This window comes from Sphingobacterium thalpophilum (assembly GCF_038396785.1).
Taxonomy (GTDB): domain Bacteria; phylum Bacteroidota; class Bacteroidia; order Sphingobacteriales; family Sphingobacteriaceae; genus Sphingobacterium; species Sphingobacterium thalpophilum_A.
This window is the reverse complement of the sequence record NZ_CP151087.1, coordinates 2,999,502-3,019,666: the sequence shown is the minus strand read 5'-3', so window position 1 is coordinate 3,019,666 and position 20,165 is coordinate 2,999,502. Positions and strand designations below refer to the sequence as shown.

At 38.6% G+C, this 20,165-nt stretch carries 25 protein-coding genes; 21 read left to right on the top strand and 4 right to left on the bottom strand.

The genetic code is table 11. The annotated features are described in order from the left end of the window. Position 1: 1 nt before the first annotated feature. The 14 genes from secY to AACH28_RS13305 all read left to right on the top strand — a co-directional run bounded on the left by secY (position 2) and on the right by AACH28_RS13305 (position 10,936). Positions 2 to 1,339 carry a preprotein translocase subunit SecY gene (secY, locus tag AACH28_RS13370; RefSeq protein ID WP_046674882.1) on the top strand — a complete coding sequence of 446 codons (1,338 nt, stop codon included), beginning with the start codon at positions 2 to 4 and terminating at the stop codon, positions 1,337 to 1,339. 9 nt (positions 1,340 to 1,348) lie between these two features. Beyond that, positions 1,349 to 2,131 carry a type I methionyl aminopeptidase gene (gene map, locus AACH28_RS13365; protein ID WP_046674883.1) on the top strand — a complete coding sequence of 261 codons (783 nt, stop codon included), beginning with the start codon at positions 1,349 to 1,351 and terminating at the stop codon, positions 2,129 to 2,131. Between the two features lie 74 nt (positions 2,132 to 2,205). Then, the gene (gene infA, locus AACH28_RS13360) at positions 2,206 to 2,424 is read left to right on the top strand and encodes a translation initiation factor IF-1 (RefSeq protein ID WP_002997456.1); all 219 of its coding nucleotides are present in this window, start codon (positions 2,206 to 2,208) and stop codon (positions 2,422 to 2,424) included. Between the two features lie 45 nt (positions 2,425 to 2,469). After that, complete coding sequence (gene ykgO / locus AACH28_RS13355) at positions 2,470 to 2,586, top strand: type B 50S ribosomal protein L36 (RefSeq protein WP_013665024.1); 117 nt, start codon at positions 2,470 to 2,472, stop codon at positions 2,584 to 2,586. Positions 2,587 to 2,615: 29 nt separating this feature from the next. Further along, a complete protein-coding gene (gene rpsM, locus AACH28_RS13350; protein ID WP_112373918.1) occupies positions 2,616 to 2,993 on the top strand; it encodes a 30S ribosomal protein S13 in 378 nt (125 codons plus the stop codon). 10 nt (positions 2,994 to 3,003) lie between these two features. Then, positions 3,004 to 3,393 (top strand): 30S ribosomal protein S11, encoded by a 390-nt coding sequence (gene rpsK, locus AACH28_RS13345; RefSeq protein WP_046674885.1) that lies wholly within the window; start codon positions 3,004 to 3,006, stop codon positions 3,391 to 3,393. Positions 3,394 to 3,453: 60 nt separating this feature from the next. Beyond that, positions 3,454 to 4,062: a 30S ribosomal protein S4 gene (rpsD, locus tag AACH28_RS13340; protein WP_293905585.1), complete on the top strand. Its 609-nt coding sequence runs from the start codon at positions 3,454 to 3,456 to the stop codon at positions 4,060 to 4,062. 96 nt (positions 4,063 to 4,158) lie between these two features. Further along, entirely contained in the window at positions 4,159 to 5,151 is a 993-nt protein-coding gene (locus AACH28_RS13335; protein ID WP_153844940.1) for a DNA-directed RNA polymerase subunit alpha, read from the top strand. A gap of 131 nt (positions 5,152 to 5,282) precedes the next feature. Next, on the top strand, positions 5,283 to 5,789 hold the full coding sequence (gene rplQ, locus AACH28_RS13330) for a 50S ribosomal protein L17 (protein ID WP_341830712.1): 507 nt from the start codon (positions 5,283 to 5,285) through the stop codon (positions 5,787 to 5,789). Positions 5,790 to 5,946: 157 nt separating this feature from the next. Then, positions 5,947 to 7,092: an aspartate aminotransferase family protein gene (locus tag AACH28_RS13325; RefSeq protein ID WP_088160093.1), complete on the top strand. Its 1,146-nt coding sequence runs from the start codon at positions 5,947 to 5,949 to the stop codon at positions 7,090 to 7,092. Positions 7,093 to 7,236: 144 nt separating this feature from the next. Then, positions 7,237 to 8,199 carry an acetylornithine carbamoyltransferase gene (locus AACH28_RS13320; protein WP_075990879.1) on the top strand — a complete coding sequence of 321 codons (963 nt, stop codon included), beginning with the start codon at positions 7,237 to 7,239 and terminating at the stop codon, positions 8,197 to 8,199. Positions 8,200 to 8,250: 51 nt separating this feature from the next. After that, positions 8,251 to 9,048, top strand: a complete 798-nt coding sequence (gene argB, locus AACH28_RS13315; RefSeq protein WP_075990880.1) for an acetylglutamate kinase — start codon at positions 8,251 to 8,253, stop codon at positions 9,046 to 9,048. Positions 9,049 to 9,075: 27 nt separating this feature from the next. Further along, entirely contained in the window at positions 9,076 to 9,882 is an 807-nt protein-coding gene (gene proC, locus AACH28_RS13310) for a pyrroline-5-carboxylate reductase (protein ID WP_075990881.1), read from the top strand. Continuing rightward, complete coding sequence (locus AACH28_RS13305) at positions 9,872 to 10,936, top strand: M20 family metallo-hydrolase (protein WP_341830711.1); 1,065 nt, start codon at positions 9,872 to 9,874, stop codon at positions 10,934 to 10,936. Before proC ends, AACH28_RS13305 begins: the two co-directional genes overlap by 11 nt. Positions 10,937 to 10,971: 35 nt before the next feature. Here AACH28_RS13305 and AACH28_RS13300 read toward each other — a convergent pair whose 3' ends face one another. After that, positions 10,972 to 11,445, bottom strand: a complete 474-nt coding sequence (locus AACH28_RS13300) for an Lrp/AsnC ligand binding domain-containing protein (RefSeq protein WP_046674894.1) — start codon at positions 11,443 to 11,445, stop codon at positions 10,972 to 10,974. Between the two features lie 388 nt (positions 11,446 to 11,833). Here AACH28_RS13300 and AACH28_RS13295 point away from each other — a divergent pair, with 388 nt between their 5' ends. Further along, positions 11,834 to 12,880, top strand: a complete 1,047-nt coding sequence (locus AACH28_RS13295) for a hypothetical protein (protein WP_046674895.1) — start codon at positions 11,834 to 11,836, stop codon at positions 12,878 to 12,880. On the opposite strand, the gene ruvC is transcribed toward AACH28_RS13295, so the two are convergent. Next, positions 12,881 to 13,447 (bottom strand): crossover junction endodeoxyribonuclease RuvC, encoded by a 567-nt coding sequence (gene ruvC / locus AACH28_RS13290; protein ID WP_046674896.1) that lies wholly within the window; start codon positions 13,445 to 13,447, stop codon positions 12,881 to 12,883. It abuts the gene before it with no gap. Positions 13,448 to 13,547: 100 nt separating this feature from the next. Here ruvC and AACH28_RS13285 point away from each other — a divergent pair, with 100 nt between their 5' ends. Further along, positions 13,548 to 14,522 carry a lysylphosphatidylglycerol synthase domain-containing protein gene (locus AACH28_RS13285; RefSeq protein ID WP_341830710.1) on the top strand — a complete coding sequence of 325 codons (975 nt, stop codon included), beginning with the start codon at positions 13,548 to 13,550 and terminating at the stop codon, positions 14,520 to 14,522. Further along, entirely contained in the window at positions 14,506 to 15,636 is a 1,131-nt protein-coding gene (locus AACH28_RS13280) for a glycosyltransferase (protein WP_232475666.1), read from the top strand. The genes AACH28_RS13285 and AACH28_RS13280 overlap by 17 nt, the downstream gene beginning before the upstream one ends. Positions 15,637 to 15,643: 7 nt before the next feature. Here the strand turns inward: AACH28_RS13280 and AACH28_RS13275 are convergent, their stop codons facing one another. Beyond that, entirely contained in the window at positions 15,644 to 16,378 is a 735-nt protein-coding gene (locus AACH28_RS13275) for a lysophospholipid acyltransferase family protein (protein ID WP_075990885.1), read from the bottom strand. Between the two features lie 123 nt (positions 16,379 to 16,501). On the opposite strand from AACH28_RS13275, the gene AACH28_RS13270 reads away from it, so the two are divergent. Genes AACH28_RS13270 through AACH28_RS13255 form a run of 4 tightly spaced genes read left to right on the top strand, consistent with a single transcriptional unit; the run spans position 16,502 to position 19,298 of the window. Continuing rightward, positions 16,502 to 16,801 carry a DUF2089 family protein gene (locus AACH28_RS13270; protein ID WP_088160098.1) on the top strand — a complete coding sequence of 100 codons (300 nt, stop codon included), beginning with the start codon at positions 16,502 to 16,504 and terminating at the stop codon, positions 16,799 to 16,801. A gap of 45 nt (positions 16,802 to 16,846) precedes the next feature. Beyond that, on the top strand, positions 16,847 to 17,338 hold the full coding sequence (locus tag AACH28_RS13265; protein WP_341830709.1) for a hypothetical protein: 492 nt from the start codon (positions 16,847 to 16,849) through the stop codon (positions 17,336 to 17,338). After that, positions 17,328 to 17,912 (top strand): YIP1 family protein, encoded by a 585-nt coding sequence (locus AACH28_RS13260; RefSeq protein WP_341830708.1) that lies wholly within the window; start codon positions 17,328 to 17,330, stop codon positions 17,910 to 17,912. Before AACH28_RS13265 ends, AACH28_RS13260 begins: the two co-directional genes overlap by 11 nt. 12 nt (positions 17,913 to 17,924) lie before the next feature. After that, positions 17,925 to 19,298 carry an alpha/beta fold hydrolase gene (locus AACH28_RS13255; protein ID WP_341830707.1) on the top strand — a complete coding sequence of 458 codons (1,374 nt, stop codon included), beginning with the start codon at positions 17,925 to 17,927 and terminating at the stop codon, positions 19,296 to 19,298. A 159-nt stretch (positions 19,299 to 19,457) separates the two neighbouring features. Here the strand turns inward: AACH28_RS13255 and AACH28_RS13250 are convergent, their stop codons facing one another. After that, positions 19,458 to 20,165 (bottom strand): SDR family oxidoreductase, encoded by a 708-nt coding sequence (locus tag AACH28_RS13250; RefSeq protein ID WP_341830706.1) that lies wholly within the window; start codon positions 20,163 to 20,165, stop codon positions 19,458 to 19,460.

Below are 20,165 nucleotides of genomic sequence, written 5' to 3'. Positions count from 1 at the left end.
AATGAAGAAACTAATCACAACCTTAACCAATATTTGGAAAATCGATGATTTACGTACGCGTATTCTAAATACCTTACTTTTTCTTTTGATTTACCGTATTGGATGTCACGTGGTATTACCAGGTGTAAATCCTCATGCTTTGGCTTCTGGTCAAAAAGAGGGTTTATTGGGCTTATTGGATATGTTTGCGGGGGGATCTTTCTCTCGTTCGGCTATCTTTGCTTTAGGGGTAATGCCATATATCTCGGCATCCATTGTTGTTCAATTGCTGGGCATCGCGGTTCCTTACTTCCAAAAGATGCAGAAGGAAGGGGAAAGTGGTCGTCAAAAAATGAATCAAATTACTCGCTATTTAACTTTAGGGATTACTTTGCTTCAGGCTTTTGCTTATGTACGTACTCAAATCGAGCCAAGTGCTAAGACAATAGCTGACCCATTATTCACTATTCTAACTGCAATAGTTTTGACAGGCGGTACTTTATTTGTGATGTGGTTAGGGGAAAAAATTACTGATAAAGGTATCGGTAATGGTATTTCTTTGATCATCATGACTGGTATTATCGCTCAATTGCCAAGTGGTATCACTGCGGAATGGGTTTCTAGAATGGCGAAAGGTGGTGGTGGTCCAATTCCATTGTTGCTTGAATTTGTAGCTTTGTTCTTTGTTGTGATCTTTACGATCTTGATCGTACAAGGTGTTCGTAAGATCCCTGTACAATACGCGAAGAAAATCGTTGGAAACAAGCAAGTCGGTGGAGTACGTCAGTATATACCTTTAAAGGTAAATGCTGCAGGTGTAATGCCTATCATTTTTGCGCAGGCAATCATGTTTGTGCCAATGAGTTTAGGACAGTTCTTCCCAAATCTTCAGTCGGAATTTTTGACTTCGTTGAGTAACTATACTTCTGTAGCATACAACGTGACATTTGCGGTGTTAATTATCGCATTTACGTTTTTCTATACAGCGATCATGGTGAACCCACAACAGATGTCGGACGACATGAAGAAGAACGGAGGTTTTGTACCGGGTATTAAACCGGGATTGGAAACTAGTAATTTTATAGACCGCGTAATATCAAATATTACATTTCCAGGTGCAATTTTCTTAGCGATCATTGCTATTCTACCTGCTATTGCAAGTTTGTTTGGTATTAATAATCAATTTGCGCACTTCTACGGTGGTACGTCATTATTGATTTTAGTAGGTGTGGTGTTGGATACTTTGCAACAGATCGAATCTCATTTATTGATGCGTCATTACGATGGATTAATGAAAACAGGTCGCATTAAAGGTCGTTCGGCCGCGTCTGTTGAGGGAATGGATCATTCGGCAATTTAATTTCTTTAGATGTCTAAAGTATTTTATAAGTCAGCAGAAGATATAGAGCAATTGCGGAAGTCAGCAGATGTGCTTTCGCAATTGCTTGGTGAAATCGCAAAAGTGATTAAACCTGGGGTAAAGACTATATCTCTTGATAAATTAGCTTATGAGTATATTCATGATAACGGCGGGACGCCTGCGTTCTTAAATTATCAGGGATTTCCATATTCTTTGTGTATATCTGTCAACGATCAAATTGTACACGGCTTTCCAAGTGATTATGAAATTAAAGATGGAGATCTTGTTTCGGTCGATGGTGGTGTCAATCTGAACGGCTTTATCAGTGATTCAGCATATACTTTTGGTGTAGGTGAAATATCTGAAGAAGCACAGTTGTTATTGGATGTAACAAAGGAATCATTGTACAAAGGTGTTGAACAGGCGGTGGCTGGTAAACGTGTTGGGGATATTTCTTCAGCTGTTCAGGAGTATGTGAGCAAATTCGGATTCGGAATTGTTCGCGAGCTGGTTGGACACGGAGTTGGTTATCATTTACATGAGAAACCTGAGGTTCCTAATTATGGGAAACGAGGTGCTGGTCCTAAATTGGAAGAAGGTTTGGTTATTTGTATCGAACCGATGATCAATGCGGGGCGTGCGGGTGTTCGTTTTTGGGATGATGGTTGGACAGTAAGTACAGTGGATGGGAAATTATCGGCGCACTTCGAACAGATGGTTGCAATCCGAAAAGGAGAACCAGATGTGTTGCTGACATTCGAACATGTAGAGAAAGTTTTGAACAAAAAGTAATTGGTTTTCAATTATTTTTATTTATCTTTGCACTCCTGTTCGCAGGCTTTTAAATTAAATTTAATCGAGAATATATGGCTAAACAAGCCTCAATAGAACAAGACGGTATAATTAGAGAGGCACTTTCTAATGCTATGTTTAGGGTAGAGTTGGAAAATGGACATGAAATCATTGCCCATATTTCTGGTAAAATGCGTATGCACTATATCAAAATTTTACCTGGTGATAAAGTTAAATTGGAAATGTCTCCGTATGATTTGACTAAAGGAAGGATTACTTATCGCTATAAATAGCCGTAAGTCCTTGTATTAGTGCAAGCTTTTGAAAAAATAAATATCATGAAAGTAAGAGCATCAATAAAAAAACGTAGCGCGGACTGTAAGATCATCCGTCGTAAAGGTAAAGTTTTTGTAATCAACAAAAAGAACCCAAAGTTTAAACAACGTCAGGGTTAATTCATTAAAAAATAATAGCTTAATATTATATGGCAAGGATAGCAGGTATTGATTTACCTAAAAACAAAAGAGGTGTGATCGGCCTTACCTATATTTTTGGTATCGGTCGTACAAGAGCTGAATATATCTTGGAAAAAGCTGGTATCAGCGAAGATGTGAAGGTACAAGAGTGGAATGATGACCAATTGGCAGCAATTCGTACCATCATTAACGACGAATTGAAAGTTGAAGGTGCATTGCGTTCAGAAATTCAATTAAACATCAAACGTTTAATGGATATCGGTTGTTACCGTGGATTGCGTCACCGTAAACACTTACCAGTTCGTGGTCAACGTACTAAAAACAACTCACGTACTCGTAAAGGTAAACGTAAGACAGTTGCAAACAAGAAAAAAGCTACTAAATAATAAATAAGAAATGGCTAAAACTAAAAAAGCTGCAAAAAAGCGTATCGTTGTTATCGAACCTGTAGGTCAGGCTCACATTAACGCAACGTTTAACAATATCATTGTAACTTTGACAAATAATCAAGGTCAAACTATTTCTTGGTCTAGTGCTGGTAAAATGGGTTTCCGTGGTTCTAAAAAGAACACTCCATATGCTGCTGGTCAAGCTGCACAAGACTGTGGAAAAGTTGCTCACGACTTGGGTTTACGTAAAGTTGAAGTGTTTGTTAAAGGACCTGGTGCTGGTCGTGAATCAGCAATCAGAACATTGCAAACAGTAGGAATCGATGTGACTACTATCAAAGATATCACTCCACTTCCTCACAACGGTTGTCGTCCTCCAAAACGCAGAAGAGTTTAATTAATTTAAAGATAAGATTCATCGGCAATAGGCTGATAGATACTTTAATTGTAAAAGAAAATGGCTAGATATACAGGACCTAAGTCCAAAATTGCCCGTAAATTTAGAGAGCCGATCTTCGGCCCAGATAAAGCGTTAGAAAAGAAAAACTACCCTCCTGGACAACATGGAGCTTCTAAACGCAGAGGTAAGCAATCTGAATATGCTATTCAGTTGTTAGAAAAACAAAAAGCAAAATACACTTATGGTGTATTGGAGCGCCAGTTTGCAAACTTATTTGTTAAAGCTGCCTCTAAACAAGGTATTACAGGTGAGATCTTCTTAAAATTGTTAGAAGCTCGCTTGGATAACGTAGTTTACCGTTTAGGTATCGCTACTTCTCGTGCCGCTGCTCGTCAGTTGGTATCCCATAAACACGTTACTGTTAACGGCGAAGTTGTTAACATTCCATCATATAGCTTGCGTCCAGGTGACGTTGTAGCAGTTCGTGAACGTTCTCAAACACTTGAAGCCATCACAAATTCAGTTGCAGGTCGTACTGTAAACAAATTTTCTTGGTTAGAGTGGAATGCGAAAGAATTGACAGGTACTTTCTTAAGCTATCCAGAAAGAGCTGACATTCCTGAAAACATCAAAGAGAACTTAATCGTTGAGTTATACTCTAAATAATAAATAAAATAGAAGAATGCATAGTCCAATTTTTGGGGTATGCATCTTCTATTGTATTACAATTATTATTACAAATAAAACATTAAAAGAAAATAAATGGCAATTTTAGCATTTCAAAGACCGGATAAAGTTATCATGCAAAAATCTACGGATTTTGATGGTACGTTTGAATTTCGTCCATTGGAGCCTGGTTTTGGTGTAACCATTGGTAATGCTTTGCGCCGTATTCTATTGTCCTCTTTAGAAGGATATGCAATTACGTCGATAAGGTTTTCTGGCGTTTCGCACGAATTTTCAACGATCAAAGGTGTTGTTGAAGACGTAACTGAAATTATCTTGAACTTGAAACAAGTTCGTTTCAAAAAAACAGGTGAGATTGGCGACAACGAAAAGGTATTTGTAGTAATCAATGGTCAAGAACAATTCTTAGCTGGTGATATCACAAAGTTCTCTAATAACTTTACGGTCTTAAACCCAGACATGGTAATCTGTAACATGGATAATTCAGTGACAATTGAATTGGAATTGAGTATTGCCAAAGGTCGTGGATACGTAAATGCTGATGAGAATAAAGTTGTTGATGCGCCAGTAGGTGTTATCGCAATCGATTCGATCTTTACTCCGATCAAGAATGTTAAATATACCATTGAGAATTACCGTGTAGAGCAAAAGACTGACTACGAGAAATTGTTGTTGGATATCTCTACTGATGGCTCAATTCACCCCGAAGAAGCTTTGAAAGAAGCTGCTAAGATCTTAATTCAACACTTTATTTTATTCTCTGATGAGAATATGCTTCTTGAGTCTCAAACGAAAGAAGAAACTAAAGTTGTTGATGAAGAAATCTTACATATGCGTAAGATCTTGAAAACAGAATTAGTAGATCTTGATCTTTCAGTTCGTGCATTGAACTGTTTGAAAGCTGCGGATATTCGCACATTGGCTGAGTTAGTAACTTATGACGTAGCTGATATGTTGAAATTCAGAAACTTCGGTAAAAAATCGTTAAGTGAAATCCAAGAATTGGTTAAATCGAAAGGTTTATCATTCGGAATGAACTTAGCAAAATATAAATTAGACGAAGAATAATAATTTATTAAGCGACCACTATATGTAATTCCTCTTGAAATCGATTGCTGAAGAAGATGGGCATATTGCCTTTGAAAAGTTTAACAATTTAGGTAAAACAAGAACGGTATATATAGTATAATAAAATCAAAATGAGACACGGAAAAAAAGTAAATCACTTAGGCCGTACGGATAGCCATAGAAAAGCAATGTTGGCTAACATGGCAACATCATTAATCCTACACAAACGTATTACTACAACTTTGGCTAAAGCTAAAGCATTGCGTACATACGTTGAGCCTTTGATTACTAAATCTAAAAACGACACAACACACTCTCGTCGTACAGTATTCGCTTATTTGAAAGATAAAGACGCAGTTTCTATCTTGTTCCGCGAAATTTCTGAAAAAGTAGCTAACCGTCCAGGTGGTTACACTCGTATCATCAAAATGGAAAACCGTTTAGGTGATAACGCAGAAATGGCTTTCATCGAGCTAGTTGATTACAACGAAATCTACGGTAAAAAAGCTGCTGCAGCTGAGAAAAAAGCGACTCGTCGTCGTGGCGGTGCTAAAAAAGCTGCTGCTCCGGCTGAAACTGACGCTCCTTCGGAAGTAAAAGCTGAAGTAGAAGGTGAAGAAAAAGTTGACGGAGAATAATATTGTTCCCGTTATCATAGAAAAAGTCCTCTTTTTAAGGGGACTTTTTTTATTTTATGACCATTCCTACCGTTATAACTGATATATTTGTAATGCTAAAATCTGATAGCTTTTTCTAATACAAGCTATTTCGTTTATCAATCTATAATTCATTAAGATGAAACCATTTGATGTTTATCCCATTAATCCCATTAACATAGTAAAGGCTAATGGATCAACGGTGTGGGATGCCGAAGGAAATGCTTACTTGGACTTGTATGGTGGCCATGCTGTGATATCGATCGGACACACGCACCCACATTATGTACAACGCATCACAGAACAATTGAACCGTATTGGGTTCTATTCCAACTCTGTCGAGATTCCAATTCAGCGTGAACTTGCCCGATTGTTAGGGGAAGTTTCGGGAAAGGTTGATTATGATTTATTTCTTTGCAATTCTGGCGCGGAAGCAAATGAAAACGCATTGAAGCTGGCATCTTTTTACAATAAGCGAAAAAAAGTCATAGCGTTTTCAAAAGCGTTTCATGGAAGAACCTCATTGGCCGTAGCGGCAACAGATAACCCGAGTATCGTGGCTCCTGTAAACGAGACGGACAATATTGTTTTTCTTCCTTTTAATGATGAAGCGGCTTTGACTGAAGCTTTCGCATCATATGGTAATGAAATTTCATCTGTTATCGTAGAAAGTATCCAGGGCGTAGGTGGAATCAGAGAAGCGTCAGTATCGTTTCTTCAGTTGATTCGCTCTCTTTGCGATCAATATAATGCCGTGTTTATTGCAGACGAAGTGCAATGTGGATATGGAAGAACAGGCTTATTCTATGCACAGGACTATTCGGGCGTCGAAGCCGATATTTACACGATGGCAAAAGGTATGGGCAATGGTTTTCCAATCGGTGCAATCAGTATATCGCCCAAATTTAAAGCGACTTACGGGAGTTTGGGGACGACATTTGGTGGCAATCATCTCGCATGTGCTGCCGCACTGGCTGTATTGGAGATTATCCAACAAGATAAACTGATGGAGAATGCGGCTCAAGTCGGACAATATCTTATTGATGAGCTTAAGCAAATCGAGGAAATTGTCGAAGTGAGAGGCCGAGGATTAATGATCGGTATAGAACTACCTGAATCTTTGGCCCATGTGAAGAAAGATCTCTTGGTAAAGAACCGTATCTTTACAGGGGAGGCTAAGCCTTTTGTGATTCGCTTGTTGCCTGCTTTGAATATTACGAAAGATCATGCTGATCAGTTTTTATCGGCATTGAAAGCACATATCAAAGCAGTAACGGTTGCATAGAACCTTAAAGCTGTCGATCAAATTATCCAATAGCCACACATTGGCTCATTTAAATTTGATTGCGCTGTAGTAGTTAGAATATATACTGAGTGTGACGGGCCTATTGATTGCTCGTTGAAAATGCACTCGAATAAATAAATATAGATGAAAAAGTTTTTCTCTGTTAAGGATGTGTCTAGTGTAGCGGACGTTGTTCAAGAAGCGTTAGCTTTGAAAGCGGCACCATATGACAATCAGGACCTTGGTCAACATAAAACGTTGGGACTTGTATTTTTGAATCCGAGTTTGCGTACGCGTCTGAGCACACAAAAAGCGGCAATGAATTTGGGCATGAATGTGATGGTCATGAATATGGATAAAGATGGTTGGGCGCTTGAAACACAGGATGGTGTTGTGATGAACGGGACAACTGTTGAACATATTCGCGAGGCCGCTGCTGTTATGGGTGAGTATTGTGATATTTTGGGACTTCGTTCCTTTCCAAAATTGAAAGATCGTGAAGAGGATTATAGTGAAGACCTGTTTAACAAATTCATTAAGTACTGTGGTGTTCCAGTTGTTTCCTTAGAGAGTGCAACACGCCATCCACTGCAGAGTTTGACAGATATGATTACCATCACTGAGTACAAGAAGACTGAAAAGCCGAAAGTGGTATTGGCTTGGGCTCCGCATGTTAAGGCATTACCTCAAGCGGTACCTAATTCTTTCGCAGAATGGATGTGCAAAGCACAAGAAGAGGGATTGGTCGATTTTACGATAGCTCAACCTATGGGCTATGAGTTAAGTGAAGAATTTACCGCTGGAGCAACCATATCTAATAATCTTGAAGAAAGTTTAAAGAATGCTGATTTTGTCTATGTGAAAAACTGGTCTTCTTATCAAGAATATGGCGAGGTATATGGTGTTGATGAAGATTGGATGATGGATAACAAGAAGCTCAATTTGACGAATGATGCCAAAGTAATGCATTGTTTGCCAGTAAGAAGAGATCTTGAATTGTCTTCTGAGATTTTAGATGGACCAAATTCACTCGTGATTAAAGAGGCTAGCAACCGTGTATGGGCTGCTCAGGTTGTTTTGAAACGTATGTTAGAGGATTTGGCATAGTCCAATCCTATAGATTATTGAAAAACTATTTTTATTGGGAAAAGTTGCGTAATGGCTAATAGTGTATTAAATATAATTAAAATTGGCGGGAATATTATTGATGATGAACGCCAATTGGATTCTTTTTTGGAAAAGTTCTCTGCATTGTCAGGGAAAAAGATTCTTGTACATGGCGGTGGTAAAATAGCGACTCGCCTGGCTAGTGAACTTGGAATTGAAGCCCAAATGATAGAAGGGCGTCGTGTGACAAATGAGGAAATGTTACGCATTGTAACAATGGTATACGCCGGATTGACAAACAAGACAATCGTTGCTAAGTTGCAAAATTTGAAATGCGATGCCGTCGGATTAACCGGAGCTGATGGGGATGTCATAAAAGCGATAAAGCGTCCTGTAAAAGATATCGATTATGGCTTTGTAGGTGATTTGTTGCATGACTCTGTAAATACCCTGGCCATCAAGAAGTTTTTGGAAGCAGGGTTTGTTCCTGTGTTTTCAGCTATTACACACAATGGCCTTGGACAATTGCTCAATACCAACGCGGATACTATAGCTTCTTCATTGGCGGTGTCTTTGGCTTCATTATATGAAACTTCTCTGGTTTATTGTTTTGAGAAGAACGGCGTTTTACGCGATGTAACAGATGAGAATTCAGTAATCCCAACGATTAAGTCAGAAGAGTTTGAACATCTTAAGGAATCCGGCGTGGTGAATGACGGGATGATTCCTAAGTTGCAAAATGCATTCAATGCTATAAATAAAGGTGTTCAAGAGGTCTATATTGGAAATGCTAATAATTTGCATTTGTTTCAACAAGGACAATTTGGCACTTGCTTGACATTAAAATAAAAATCTAACCTAAACCCAACGATCGCTATGAAAAAGGTCACCATTATCGGAAGCGGTAATATCGGTCTTTCTTTGGCAAAAGGACTTGTAAAAAGTGAATTTGCCAATGCTGCCGATATTACATTGACGAGGAGAAATTTGAATGCACTGGCCGAAGAAGCGAGCCAGGGCTTCTCAGTAAGTAATGATAATAGGCTCGCTGTAAAGGGGGCTGATATTGTTGTTTTCGCAATACTACCTCAACAACTAAAAAAGGTATTGGTGGAAGTCGCTCCAGTCATTGACAAGACAAATCAGATTTTTGTCTCTATTGTGTCAGGAGTCTCTTGTGCTGATTTGAAAGCAGAGTTGGGTGCAGATGCCACAGTTATACGGGCAATGCCCAACACAGCAATAGCAATAGCTCAATCAATGACGTGTATCGCCAGCGACAATGCTTCGGACGATAGTTTGAAGGAGGTTGAGAAGATGTTTGAAACTGTTGGTTCAGTGGTTGTCATTAATGAAGACCTGATGACATCGGCAACGGCATTGTGTGCCTGCGGTATTGCGTTCTTCCTGCGTGCTATTCGCGCGGCTTCACAAGGTGGAGTTGAAATCGGATTTCATGCGCATGATGCATTAAAAATGGCAGTTCAAACTGCAAAAGGCGCTGCTGATTTGCTATTGCATACCAATGCTCATCCAGAAGGAGAGATTGATAAGGTGACGTCACCCAAGGGATGTACAATAGCGGGATTGAACGAAATGGAACATAACGGTTTTAGTTCTGCTTTTATAAAGGGAATTAAACTGTCTGCGGATAAAGCAGGAGGACTATACCATGAAGGATAAACAGCGTCTATTTGAAGATGCGCTGGCCCTTTTAAAACAATTAATTGGACTGTCGTCTTTAAGTAAAGAGGAAGAGTTCACGGCAGATTTAATTGATCGCTTCTTTCAGGAGCGTGATATAAAAACACATCGGAAAGGCAATAATGTCTGGGTGTATAACGCCCATTATGATATCACTAAACCTACGATATTGCTTAATTCGCATCACGATACAGTTAAACCAAATACGGGTTATACGAGAGATCCTTTGGCAGCAACTGTAGAGGAAGGTAAATTGTTCGGATTGGGAAGCAATGATGCTGGGGGCTGTTTGGTATCATTGATAGCTACATTTTTGTATTTTTACCAGCAGACGGAGTTGAAGTATAACTTCTGTCTGGTCGCCAGTGCTGAAGAAGAGATCTCAGGTAAGAACGGTGTAGAATCTGTTTTGGATGATATCGGTCCAATTGATTTTGCAATTGTGGGTGAACCTACCTTATTGGATTTGGCAATTGCAGAAAAGGGGCTGATGGTGTTGGATTGTACCGCTTTAGGAACTGCTGGACATGCCGCACGTAATGAGGGCGATAATGCTATCTACAAAGCGATTAGGGATATTGAATGGTTTCAAAATTATACATTTGAAAGGACTTCTTCAACTTTAGGCCCAATTAAGATGTCGGTAACCGTGATTCAGGCGGGATCACAGCACAATGTGGTACCGGCTACTTGTAACTTTGTTGTCGATGTCAGAACCACAGATGCTTATTCGAATGAAGAGACGTTGGATATTATCAAGTCTCATGTCAAATCAGAGGTCACAGCGAGATCGACGCGCCTGAAGTCTTCTTCTATTCCTGAAACGCATCCAATTGTCAAAGCAGGCATTCTACTGGGACGTAAAGTATATGGTTCACCGACGATGAGCGATCAGGCTCTTATTCCTGTCCCTTCTCTGAAGCTGGGACCTGGCGATAGCGCGCGGTCGCATATGGCAGATGAGTTTATCTATATCGATGAAATTAGAGCAGGGATCGATCTCTATATCGCAATGTTAGAAAAGATAGTATAAAAAAAGCTTCCATTTTTATGGAAGCTTTTTTTATACTAGACTAAGCTGATTTGACGTTTGATACTCTCCTCGAGAGAGATGATCGTCTCGGTACGTTGAATCCCTGGTACGGATTGAATATCTTCATTCAATACTTTTCTCAGGTGAACTGTATCTCTACAGATGATTTTTGCAAAAATACTGTATTGGCCAGTACAATAGTGTAATTCGACCACTTCTTTGATTTCTTTCAATTTATCTACCGCATCTGCATATTGTGAACCTTTTTCAAGATAGATACCCAAAAAGGCCGTGATATCAAATCCGACTTTTTGAGGATTGATAATTAGATTTGACCCTCTAATGATACCTAGTTCTTCCATCTTCTTCATTCTAACGTGAATTGTACCACCTGATACAATTAGCTTTTTTGCTATTTCTGTATAAGGAATAGAGGCATCGTTCATTAGAATAGACAAGATTTGGATATCCAAATTGTCTAGATCATAGTTTGCATATTGATTTTCCATTAACAATGGTTTTTGTGTTCATTAATTGGTCGTTGCATCAAGATCTGACCAATAGCTAAAATAATTAAATTTATTTCAAAATTACTAAGAATTTTCGGTTTATAGATGTAAATTTAATAAAAAATACTTATTCATATTGATAATGTTATATGTTTTTGATTGAAAGTGATTATAATTGTTTCATGGTGATCTTATTATAGGTTAAGTGATTGTTTTCATGTTTGATATCAGGATTATGATAAATTAATTTAGTATTGCCTTTTTAAGAAGTAGGAAATGCAGTTGGCCTATTAACAATCTAATCAGTTCGTATTTAGCGGTTGTTAGGTTAAAAATGTAGCCAACCGTGTGATGTTTGAATAAACGAAAAATCAAATACGGAATAGCGATGGAAGAAGTTCAAGATGTAAAGATTTCGAAAAAGAAGCCGATTTTTGAAGTAGGGGAAGGACTTCATAAATACCTTAAGCTGTATCAGCGAGATGAAAAATTGCCTATAGGATATAAGGATCTACTGAATTTTACGGAGACAGTACCTGTTATGGATAAATTTGGCAACGATACTTTTTGGGAGACTCCACTGTATCCACAATATCTCATTGACCAATTATATGACGGGTTGAAGGTGATTTATGCTAAACTGAAAGCATCAGGTAATACGCGAATCGTCCAGCATAAATATATTGATCGTGTCGAGTACTGCGGCTTTGGCAATACGAAACCCTTTCGTATTCGTATCGTGAACCGTTTAAATGATGTGTATGATTATTTTTACATCAAGCAGGCCGATGCATCAAGAATATATGGACTGGAGTTGGAAGAAATATTGTCGCCCAATCAGGTGAATTATATGGTAGACCATGATACCTTGGTTGAGGAACATATTGTTGGAATTCCGGGAGACACTTTTTCGAAAACACGTATGTTCTCGCCTGATTATAATCTGACCCGGATTTCCAAAGAATTTGTCAAGTTTAATGAGCGATGTATTATTACGTTGTTGGGGGATATGCGGGCATACAATTTCGTGATGCAGATTACACCAGATTTTGATGATTTCCAGTTTCGAATTCGGGCAATAGATTTTGACCAGCAGTTTTATGAAGGAAATCCGAAGGTATATATGCCGCAATTTTTTAAGGAGAATCTTCCCTATGTCAAACTGGCGATGGAACATCTCAATGAAAAAACAGTACTGCAATACCAACAAGAGGAGCGTTCCTCTATTGTGCATAGAGTTCGAAGCGAAAGACATCGGATCGCTGATCTGAGGGATGCCTCGCAAACGCAGGTGCTCTCGACCCAGGAGAATATCAAACAGTTACGTGAGGGCTATGCTGAATTTTATCAGAACAACTCCTACCTCAAGTGTAAAACGATGACGGATATTGTGGAATTGAATGTGAAGAATGTGATTCGTCAGGTGCAAATGTAATTACTTGATTCGATCCTTGTTATCTTTGATAAAGGCGGACCATCCCGTGTACGACTTACTGTTGCCTGATACTGCATTTTTCTGAAACGAGTGGCAGACAGCAATTGCCAATCCGTCGGTGGCATCTAAAAATTGTGGTGTTTCCTCAAATTTTAATAGATTTTTTAGCATAGCGGAAACCTGCTCCTTTGTCGCATTTCCATTTCCTGTAACGGATTGTTTTATCTTTCTTGGAGAATATTCAAAGATCGGAATATCTTGCGCCAGCGCCGCCGCCATAGCAACACCTTGAGCTCGCCCTAGTTTGAGCATGACCTGTATGTTTTTGCCATAAAATGGTGATTCAAGGGCTACACAGTCGGGATTATATTCCTGCATTAAAGCCGAAGTTTTTTTGAAAATACGTTGTAGTTTTAGAGCATGATCGTCTAAATGTCCCATTTTGATGACCCCCATTGAGATCAAGGATATGTTATTGCCGACTTCTTTGATGATGCCATATCCCAGTACAACGGTACCGGGGTCGATTCCTAAAATTATTCTTTCTTTCGCCTTTTCCTTCTGCATATACAATATTACAAATTTTGCGTTTTATTCGCGGATTGCATTCGACAAAACTTAATCATTTGGCTAAAATTTAGTAACATTGCTCTCTAATTATCGAAAGTTGACTGGAAGACAAAAAAAATACATCAGTCTTTTATTGAAGATACTGGTTTTCGCCCTAGCGACCTGGTATATCGTTGTGAAGGTATCCGATAGAAGCAATATTGAGAAATTCAAAACCCTAATTGCTGGTTTGGAGCAGCATTCGGTTGTTTGGACCCTTATTTTAATTGTGGTTTTAATGCTTATCAATTGGTTGCTTGAAGTTGTGAAATGGCGGTATCTTGCATCTAAACTGGAGCATATTTCATTTTGGAAGGCTTTCCAATCCGTTTTCTGCGGGCTTACCTGGGCTATTTTTACACCTAATAGGATTGGCGAATATGGCGGGCGGGTACTTTTTCTACAGCCCCAACATCGAGCAAAGGGAGCCGTAGCGATGGGCGTTGGATTATTTGCGCAATTGGTGCTCACAAGCGTTGCGGGGTCACTAAGTATCGCTTGGTTTATCTGTAAATTTCTTTCTACTCCTTTAACAGTACAATTTGGGGTATGGCTACTTGCTATTATCTATGCTGGAGGATTTGTCATCTTATATTTCAATGTAAAATGGATCGATTTATTGGTCGGGAAAATTAAGTTTTTGACGCGAATTAAGCCCTTCTTTGAAGTATTGGAGCACTATTCAATGCGTGAGCTCAGTATTGTTCTTTTAAATTCTTTGGCGCGATTTGTTATTTTTACTTCGCAGTATATCATCTTGATGAAGCTAACTTTGCCTGAGCTACCACTTTTATCCATGATTCTGATGATTTTTATTCTGTTTTTTGTTCAGGCAGCGCTACCTACATTGGATATTTTTGATTTCAGTGTGAGAAGTTTTGTTGCTAGCAATCTATATAGCTATATTACCACACAAGAGATTGCTGTAATGGCTATTGTTTCCTGTATTTGGTTCGTTAATTTGATTCTTCCAGCTATATTTGGTTCTATTTTTGTTTTTAAGATTAATTTTTTCGGTGATACAAATTCTTAACTATTTATTGATCATTTTTGCCTGCGTATATGCAATTCTAGTTTTATGGATGCGCAGAGGCTGGTCCTTGATTTCAGAACCTAACCGTTCTATTAGGCCAACAATGACCGTATCTGTGATTATTGCTGCGCGGAATGAGGAGTTAAATATTAGACGCACCATTGAATCCATACTCGGGCAGAATTATCCTAATGAGCTCCTGGAGCTCATTATTATCGATGACCATTCAGACGACAATACGTCTTTGATTGTGAAAGAATATGAAGAGAAAGGTGTTAAGCTTATTCAATTGAATGAAAACGGGCGTTTGAATTCGTATAAGAAACTAGCAATTTCAAGGGCGATAGAATGCTGTCAAGGTGAAATTATTATTACCACTGATGCAGATTGCCGCATGGGGTCGAACTGGTTAGCAACGGTTATCAGCACATTTGAGAAAGAAGGTGCTTATCTACAATCTTCTCCAGTGGTGTATTCAGAAGAAAAGAGTTTTTTTGAACGACTGCAGACCCTGGAATTTTTGTATTTGATAGGTCTGGGCGCTGCAGGTATTGGTAACAAAAAACCAACGACCTGTAATGGCGCTAATTTGGCCTATCGAAAGGATATTTTTAAACAAATGGGCGGATTTAAAGGGATCGACGAGCTTGCATCCGGTGATGATGAACTTTTTTTACATAAGGTAGCAGAACAATATCCCGAGCGAATAACGTTTTGTAAATCAAAAGATGCTGTTGTTTATACGGATGCCAAACCGGATTTGAAGTCATTCATTAGTCAGCGCAGACGCTGGGCTTCAAAAAGTACCAAATATAAAAATAAAGGTGTCATCGCATTAGGGATTTCCATTTGGTTCTTTAATTTATTGATTTTGGTAGCTTCGGTTCTTGCTCTTTTCGGTGTAAAATTCGTTGCTTGGGTTGTACTTTTTGCATTGCTATTAAAGATGGTCGTCGAATTTATTTTTATTGAACCTTTGACAAGGTTCGCAAGCAGAAAGGAACTCTTATGGTATCTTCCTTTATTGAGCTTGGCTCATATCCTTTATCTGGCTTATATAGGCATATTGGGCAATGTAGGGAAGTACGACTGGAAAGGAAGGCAGGTCAAGTAGCTTATTCCTATTTTTCGACCTTTAGTTTTATTGCTTCCTCAGCTAATTTAACGATCTCCTCAATATTCTTACCCTCCGTATCCAAAGGATCTAGCACTTCCCAGGTCATATGAAGAAATGGGGTTAATGGATACATGCCATATTGTACCATTTCATATGACCCTCTAATGGCAATAGGAACAACGAGTGCATTCGGATTTTTCTTTAGTAAAGTGGCAATTCCACCAACATGAAAGGCCTTCATTTTTCCGGTTTTCGATCTTGTTCCCTCTGGAAAAATAAACGCGGACCAGTTTTTGGTTTTCATATTATTGGCAAGTTTCAATATTTCAGCAATAGATTGTTTGGGATCATTGCGATCTATATTTGCGGCACCACCATGTTTTAAGTTGAAGGAGATGCTAGGTATGCCACTGGCAAGTTCTATTTTAGAAATAAATTTCCCATGAAATCTACGCAAGAAATAGATCATTGGAGGAATATCAAAAGTACTTTGATGATTTGCTACAAAGACAATGGGTTGTCCTGTTGGAATATTTTTATTGTCGATAAATGTCACCCGATTAAATAGCGTGTAATAGCAGGCAACGAGGCAGGCATTTAATATATCTACACTCTTTTTATGTGCATTGTATCCACCCAGCTTTAAACATAACCACTGTATGGGGTGGAAAATAATTAGGGATAAACCAAAACAAAACCAAAATATAATAGATAGGAAATAGCCTAAAAACTTCTTCATAAACGTTATTTAATGATACAAATATATCATTAAGCAATGATTTTTGAAAAATATTGATTTTATAATCTTTTGTTTTAACATTATTAATATTATCTTTAATAATGTTAATGATGTTATTATTTAATGAAAAAAATACCGGTTGATTGCCCTTGTTGTGAAGCGAAGTTAAAAGTCGCTAAATTGGTGTGTGACTCCTGTGAAACCGAAGTTGTAGGTAAGTTTTCTTTACCTGTGTTGATGCAGCTTACTGTAGAGGAGCAAGAATTTGTTTTGAATTTTTTGATGCACTCAGGGAGTTTAAAAGAAATGGCAAATCAGATGGGCAAATCCTATCCGACGGTCCGTAATATTCTCGATGATCTGATTCGCAAATTGAAATCGCTTGATCATACAAACAATAATGGCAGAAATAGAAGTATTTAGCAGTCTGGGCAATCGAATGATTGATAAACAAAGAATTATATCAAGATGAAAAATAATACGCTTTATACCGAAAGCCAATCTTTTTTTAGCTGGTGGCTCTGTCTGATCCTTTTATCTGTCAGCGTGGCCAGTTTTTCTGCGCACTGGCATGAGCTCTTGCGGTTGAATTTTGCTCCATTATTTCAATTACCGGGGTTTTGGATCAATGTGGTATTATGGGGATTGTTTGGCGTTCTACGATTAAGAACTACTATTCGTGAAGATGGAATTGAAGTCTATTTTTTTCCATTTAATTTCTATCGTAAAAGAGCACGTTGGACAGATATTCGTGCTGTTGAAGTACGAAAATATAACCCGATTGGTGAGTTTGGTGGATGGGGTTTTCGGAGAGGGCAGAAAGGGCTGGCTTTTTCAGCTCGTGGTAATATGGGCTTACAACTTACCTTGGAAACTGGTAAGATATTACTTATTGGAACCCAAAATCCAGTAGAAATCGAACAGCTGCGCTTATCTCAATTCTTAAAAAATGAAAGTTAAACAGATTTTTCAGAATCCATTTGCGGAATTGCCGGAGTGGAAACTATTCTTTGCTGGTGTTATCGGATTTTTGTTATCAAGCTATATTATTTATTTATCGGGCCAGCAGTTTAATGGATTTATGCATTTCTATCAACCAGATATAGGGGTTTCCATATGGGCTGTCTTGGGCGTTCATGCCTGTATGGTTTTGGCTCCTTTTACACTTCTTTACGGTGCAGGGATGTTATTAAACAGAAAGACCAGAATCATTGATGTCATGAATGTCGTTTTGATTATACCATTTCCGCTCTATCTTGCCTTATTTTTAGGGAAATTGTTAAACCAGGATAAATTCAGGGATCAAGTATTAAAAGCAGTGCAAAACGGCGATCATACATTGGCCGGAGTTGATAAAACTGAGCTATTTTTATTTGGTCTGTTTGGAATAATCAGTTTGTTATTGCTATTCTACCAATTCTATTTATTGGTTAAGGGTATGAATGTAGCCGTTAATAATAAGAAGATTGAAATCAGTATAGTATTTGTGGCATTATATTTTATATTGGATTTATGCATACAGTTTAATTTCTAGTAAAAAACGACAATGAGAAAATTTTTATATCTATTTATCATTTGTTTTCATTTTTCATGTACCCACGCGCAGACATTTGATGGCTCATGGAAGGGCGAGGTTGAGGTTTCGGGGCAGAAGTTGCTGCTGGTGTTCAACATTCAAAAAGATAGCACAGGGAAGTGGAATGGAACCTTTGAGAGTCCGATGCAAACAGCGCAGAAATTTGCAATCACTCAAATACGTATAGAGCACGATTCCATTTGGATGGACGTTAGGAATATAGGTCTTCTGTATGCTGGCTTTTTAGACCGGGATAAAGATGTGATGAAAGGAGTGATGAAACAAGGTCCTTTTGAATCTGCTATGATTTTGGTACGAAGCGAGAACGAACAGAGTGGGCTTTCTCGTAAGCAGGATGTTTTCCCCCCTTATAGCTATATGGAAGAGGAAGTTTCGTTTAGAAATAGTGCAGGCAATGCATTTCTGACGGGCTCTCTGACTTATCCTAAAAATGGAGGGCCATTTCCTGCGGTGGTATTAGTCAATGGTAGTGGTCAACAAAATAGAGATTCTGAGGTGTTTGGTCACAGGCCATTTAAGGTGCTTGCTGATCATCTTACGAAAAACGGTTTTGCCGTATTACGTTACGATGACAGGGGAGTAGGTGGCTCCAAAGGAGAAGTTAATTTAGCGACAACGATTGACTTCGCTTCTGATGCTAACGCTGCAGTTGATTTTCTAAGCAAAAAAGCTGTAGTTGATGTGGATAAAATCGGGATGATTGGCCATAGTGAGGGAGCGCTAATTGCCGAAATCGTGGCATCCGAGAATAGTAAAGTAAGCTATATTGCACTCCTGTCTGGGCCTGTGATCAAAGGAGATTCTTTGCTGATTTTACAAAGCTATGCTTTAGGAAAAGCGGGCGGATTATCTGAAGCTGCATTGCAGACCAATAAAGCAAATAATCGAAAATTGTATAATATTCTATTGGAAGACGAGCCACCAAAGGCGTTGGCGGAATCGTTGGAAAAAGAACTTATTCAGCAAAATAACGGGAATCCACTGACTCCTGATATGAAGATTAAACTTAGTCCAATGATGAGCCCCTGGTTTAGAACGTTTCTTCGCATCGATCCAGCTTATTATCTGAAGCAGGTGAAAGTACCGATTTTCGCTTCCTTCGGCGGAAAGGATGTTCAAGTCCCGGCGAATGAAAACATCTATTGTCTGCAACACCTGCATTTAAACACCACCGACGTCATCATTGAGGATTATCCTAATTTGAATCACCTTTTTCAAAATGCGCAAACAGGAAAAATTGAAGAATATTTTGAAAACTCAGAGAGCTTTAATGAACAATTGATGGATGACCTTACGAAATGGCTTAAACTGAAGACAAAGTGATTTAATCAACTAAAGGCCGCGAATTTTAATATTTTTTCCGGATCAAATAGGTTTAAAAAAATCGGGACCATTTAATAGTACATTAAATGGTCCTGACTATATTAGATCAACCTGAGTGTATTAGAACAAGGGATATCTCTTTGAAGTGCGCTATTCCAATTAGGGTGTTGTATTGGCGACAGGAAGTATTTTCCCATTGAAATAGTGATGCCCATTTTGAGCGAAATCTGCAATATAGCGTCCCATTTCAAAGGCTAAAGTACCCGCTTCAACGCCTGGAAAAGCAGCTTCGAACATTTCAGTCTGTGCAGATCCTAAGGCTAGACAGTTCACTTTGATTCCTTTTTCCTTAAATTCCTCCGCTAAGCATTCTGTAAGCACTGCTAATGCAGCTTTGCTGGTTGAATATGCCGAAAGTCCGGGAAACTTCATGGATCCCTGAAATCCGCCCATACTGCTAATATTGACAATATGTGAGCCTGATTGCATCATGGGAACAATGTGTTGTATCATATTGACGTGTCCCATCAGATTGGTTTGTAGCATTTCAGCAAAATCCTTTCCATCAGTTTCCATAAATGGCTTATTGATGAGTGCTCCAGCATTGTTAATCAAGATATCAACCTTATCAAATTTTGATTGGATGAATGGAACAAGAGTAGCATAGTCATCGTAAACAATATCAAATTGGGCCGGATATAAAGTGCCACCATCATAATTGAGCTGACCGGCAATTTCATGGAGTTTTCTCAGTTTGTCCGCTGATCTAGCCAATGCAATTACTTTATTGTCCTTTTTAGAGGTCAAATCCAGTACCGCTTCAAATCCAACACCACTGCTTGCGCCTGTAATAATAATATTTGCCAT